The organism is Hydrogenophaga sp. (assembly GCF_041633695.1).
In the GTDB taxonomy this organism is placed as follows: domain Bacteria; phylum Pseudomonadota; class Gammaproteobacteria; order Burkholderiales; family Burkholderiaceae_C; genus Hydrogenophaga.
Genome location: NZ_JBFJMY010000355.1, coordinates 1 through 4,340, shown reverse-complemented (window position 1 = coordinate 4,340; position 4,340 = coordinate 1). Strand labels below are relative to the sequence as shown.

Genomic DNA, 4,340 nt, shown 5'->3' with positions numbered 1-4,340 from the left:
TGCGCCCCGAGGATGGACGCCGTGATGGCGATGGACAGCGCCGGAAACTGCACGTAGTTGACGATCTGCGTGACCGCACCGTAAGCCGCCGTGGCCTGCGATCCGTGGCGGTTGACCAGGGACAGGATCACCAGCTCCGACAAAGAAATCACCACCATCTGCAAGCCGGTGGGCAAGCCGATGGCCATGACCTTTTTCAAGATCGCTGTATCCAGGCGCATGGCGGCCAGCAAGGCGCGGTCGGGCGCCAGAACATGGTTGCGCCCGCTCAGCCGCCAGGCCAAAAACAACAGCGCCACCGCGTTGGCCACCAACCCGGCCACAGCCGCACTCTGAATGCCCAGGCGTGGCAAGCCCAGCCAGCCCAGGATCAGCGCCGGTGTGAGCAACAGACCGACGCCGGTGGACACCAGCAACGCCAGCAAGGGCGAGACCGTGTCGCTCACGCCGCGCAGCAACTGGGTGAACAGAATGAACACCAGCAGCAAGGGCATGATGAGCATCACCGTGCGGGCATAGGCCACCGCGTCGTCCAGCACGTCAGCGGGCGTGCCCAGGGCCTCCAACATGTGCTGTGCAAACACGGTGCCCAGCACCGCCGCCATCACCCCGATCACCGCGCCCAGGCTGAGCGCGGTGCCGGCAATTGCCTTCACCTTGGCTGGCTCCTTCGCACCCCAGGCCTGACCGATCAGCACCGAAGCGCCTGCGCCCAGCCCGATCACCAGCGAGATGAAGAAAAAGACGATGGGGAACATGCCCGACACCGCAGCCAGAGCGTGCGTGCCCAGCAATTGCCCGATGTAGATGCCGTTGAGCGTGCCCGACAAGCTTTGCAGGATGTTGGACAGCACCATGGGCGCAAGAAAAACCAGATAGACGCGCCAGAGCGGTCGTTGGGCGGGGGGCATAGGGGTTTGCTCGAAGTGGGTTGGCTTGGGACTGTTTCAGTTCCGTTCAGGCGGGGCCGTTGGCAGCGCTCGCGCGCTCGCTGGTGTCTGCGGACTCAAACGCGTCGCGGCTGAGCCACGCCAAGTACGCGCGCACATCGGGTGGCCAGTGCGCCACGCGCTCGGCGAACACACCGCCGTCGTGCGCAAACAGCGCGCGCGAGGCTTCTTCAAAACCGGGCAGACCACCACCCATGGCGCTCATGAACCGGTAGCTGCGCTCTTTCGCCCGGCGCACGGCGTCGCGCTCGGCGTGGCTGCGCCGGGCTTCTTCCACCAGGCGGCGCAAGGCGGCAGAGGCACCGCCGCGCTGCTGCGCCAGCCATTCCCAGTGGCGCGGCAACAACGTGACCTCGCGCGCCACCACGCCCATGCGAGGGCGTCCCACGCTGGGTGCGGCGGCGGGCGCCGGTTCGACCGCCTCAACCGTTTTGACGGCTTTGACCGCGCAGCCGGCTTGCGCAGGCACGTGGTCCGCTGGCCAGGGGTGGTCCACCAGGGCGCCGGTGGCGTCGTCAAACACCAGCAGGCCGCCCAAGGAAAGATCGCGCCGGGCCAGCGCTTCGGCCACCGCCGCATACGGGCCAAAAGCCACACGCTGGTGGCCCACAAAAGCGGTGCAAGTGGGAGTGGTATCGGACATCATGGAGCGAATTATGCCCGGGTTTTATATTTACACCCGGGTTTTATTAAGCGCTGTGGTATCCGCGCACCCGGGTGCGGGCTGCGGCACCTTCCCGGTTTCGCGACAATAGGCAGCGCACACCTGCTTGATAAACACAAGCCACCGAGAACCACATGATCCGCATCGCCGAACTCAAACTCCCACTGGCCGAGCTGCCCGCCGAAGCCCGCCGCGCCGCCGACGCGCCCACCGAAACCGCAGACGACCGCAGTCCGCCACCGCATCCGCTGGCCGCGCTGACACAGCTCGCGGCCAGTGCGCTGGGGATCGCGCCCGAGGCGATCGCCAAGTTGCACGTCTTCAAGCGCAGTTTCGACGCCCGCAAGGCCGATTTGCGGGCGGTCTACATCGTCGATCTGACGCTGGCCGATCTGGGCGCCGAGACCGCCCTGCTCGCCCGGCACGCCGAGCACCCGCACATCCAGCCCACGCCCGACATGGCCTGGGTGCCGCCCGGCCATGCACCCGCTAAGTGGCCCGGCGACCCCAGCGAGCGCCCGGTGGTGATCGGCTTCGGGCCTTGCGGGCTGTTCGCCGCGCTGGCGTTGGCGCAAATGGGCTTCAAACCCATCGTGCTGGAGCGTGGCAAACCGGTGCGCGAACGCACCAAAGACACCTGGGGCCTGTGGCGCAAACAGCAGCTCGACCCCGAGAGCAATGTGCAATACGGCGAAGGTGGCGCGGGCCTGTTTTCCGACGGCAAGCTCTACAGCCAGATCAAAGACCCGCGCTTTCTGGGCCGCAAGGTGATGGCCGAGTTCGTGGAGGCGGGTGCACCGCCCGAGATCCTGTACGCCGCACACCCGCACATCGGCACCTTCAAACTGGTGCGGGTGGTCGAGGCGATGCGCGAAAAAATCCTGGCCCTGGGCGGCGAAATCCGCTTCCAGCACCGGGTCTGCGGCTTTACCCGCAGCGCCGACGGTGCGGGCACACAGCGCCTGAGCGCGCTGCAAGTGCAGCACCTGGAGACCGGCACCATGGAACACATGCCGGTGCAGCGGGTGGTGCTGGCCCTGGGCCACAGCGCGCGCGACACCTTTGCTTTGCTGCACGACGCCGGGGTGTTCCTCGAAGCCAAACCGTTTTCCATCGGGTTTCGCATCGAGCACCCGCAAGGCGTGATCGACCGCGCGCGCTGGGGCCGCCACAGCGGCCACCCGCTGCTGGGTGCGGCCGACTACAAACTGGTGCACCACGCGCAGAACGGCCGCGCCGTCTACAGTTTTTGCATGTGTCCCGGTGGCATGGTGGTGGCCGCCACCTCCGAGCCGAGCCGGGTCGTGACCAATGGCATGAGCCAGTATTCGCGCAACGAACGCAACGCCAACGCCGGCATCGTGGTCGGCATCGACACCGCCGATTTCCCGCAAAGCTTTCCGCAAGACCTGCCGTTGTGGAGCGCCGCCTTTGGCGAAACCGATGGTCCGCGCTATGCCGCACAGGCGACCAAGCTGGTGGCCGCGGGACAAAACCACCCGCTGGCCGGCATCGTGCTGCAACGCACGCTGGAAGCACGCGCCTACGTGCTGGGTGGCAGCAACTACGAAGCGCCGGGTCAGCTGGTGGGCGATTTCCTGGCGGCCCAGCCCTCGACCGCGCTCGGTTCGGTCGAGCCGTCTTACCAGCCGGGCGTGAAACTGGGCGATCTGGCCTCCGCCCTGCCCGACTACGCCATCGCCGCCATGCGCGAGGCGCTGCCGGTCTTTGGCCGCAAGATCCGGGGTTACGACATGCCCGACGCGGTGCTCACCGGCGTGGAGACACGCACCTCGGCCCCCTTGCGCATCACGCGCGGTGCCAACCTGCAAAGCCTGAACACGCCCGGCCTGTACCCGGCGGGGGAAGGCGCGGGCTATGCCGGCGGCATTCTCTCTGCCGGGGTGGACGGCTTGAAAGTGGCGCAAGCGCTGGCCAGTGAACTGCTGCACGGGCTCCAAGCCCCGACCACGGCCTGACGCTCACCAATCTTTACATTTGCGGCACAGGCGCTTGACACAGCGGGCCCATGCTCAAGGCTCCTCAACACAGGAGTTCCCGAATGAATACGTCCCACAAGCCCTTTGCCCTCCAGCCAGCTCTTGCAGGCCTGATCGGTTTGGCCGCGCTGGGCCTGGGCACCAACAGCCACGCCGCCGAAGAGCGTGCCCGCGTCATCAGCACCACGCCGGTGATTGAACAAGTCGCTGTGCCGCGCGAAGTCTGCCGCGACGAAACCGTGATGGTGGAGGCGCGCAAATCGGGCGCTGGCGCCCTGGTCGGCGGCATTGCCGGCGGCGCCATGGGCAACGCCATCGGCAACGGCAACGGGCGGGCGATTGCCACCGTGATCGGCCTGATTGGTGGCGCCATGGTGGGCGACCGCATCGAAGGCGGCGGCCAGCCACAAGCCCAGACCGTGCGCCAGTGCCACACCCGCACCGTGTACGAAAACCAGACCATGGCCTACGACGTGGTGTACGAATACGCGGGCAAGCGCTATGCGGTGCAAATGGACCGCGATCCCGGCCCGTATGTGCAGCTCAACATTTCACCCATGGGCCGCCTCGATCCGGCGCCGGCTCCCGCACGTTACCGCTCGGGCTATGACGACGACTCCCGCACGGTGAGCCGGGTGCAGGTGGGCACCGTGGTGTACCCCCCCGCACCCGAAGTGGTTTACATCGGCGGGCAGCGCGGGTGGGGCAACCACCGGGGCGACCGCT

General features: G+C 67.1%; 4 protein-coding genes. 2 read left to right on the top strand and 2 right to left on the bottom strand.

All coding sequences use genetic code 11. The annotated features are described in order from the left end of the window. A partial coding sequence (locus ABYB95_RS17880; protein ID WP_372659965.1) for an MATE family efflux transporter occupies window positions 1-911 on the bottom strand: 911 nt, incomplete at its 3' end. A gap of 46 nt (window positions 912-957) precedes the next feature. Next, entirely contained in the window at window positions 958-1,596 is a 639-nt protein-coding gene (locus tag ABYB95_RS17875) for a DUF2239 family protein (RefSeq protein ID WP_372659963.1), read from the bottom strand. Window positions 1,597-1,748: 152 nt separating this feature from the next. On the opposite strand from ABYB95_RS17875, the gene ABYB95_RS17870 reads away from it, so the two are divergent. Further along, window positions 1,749-3,593 carry an NAD(P)/FAD-dependent oxidoreductase gene (locus tag ABYB95_RS17870; RefSeq protein WP_372659961.1) on the top strand — a complete coding sequence of 615 codons (1,845 nt, stop codon included), beginning with the start codon at window positions 1,749-1,751 and terminating at the stop codon, window positions 3,591-3,593. A gap of 83 nt (window positions 3,594-3,676) precedes the next feature. Then, window positions 3,677-4,340 (top strand): glycine zipper 2TM domain-containing protein (locus ABYB95_RS17865; protein ID WP_372659959.1); only part of this gene is annotated, 664 nt, incomplete at its 3' end.

What these genes read in the sequence shown, in the direction of transcription:
- ABYB95_RS17875 (WP_372659963.1), bottom strand. Translation starts at nt 1,596, where the DNA reads ATGATGTCCGATACCACTCCCACTTGCACCGCTTTTGTGGGCCACCAG.
- ABYB95_RS17870 (WP_372659961.1), top strand. Translation starts at nt 1,749, where the DNA reads ATGATCCGCATCGCCGAACTCAAACTCCCACTGGCCGAGCTGCCCGCC.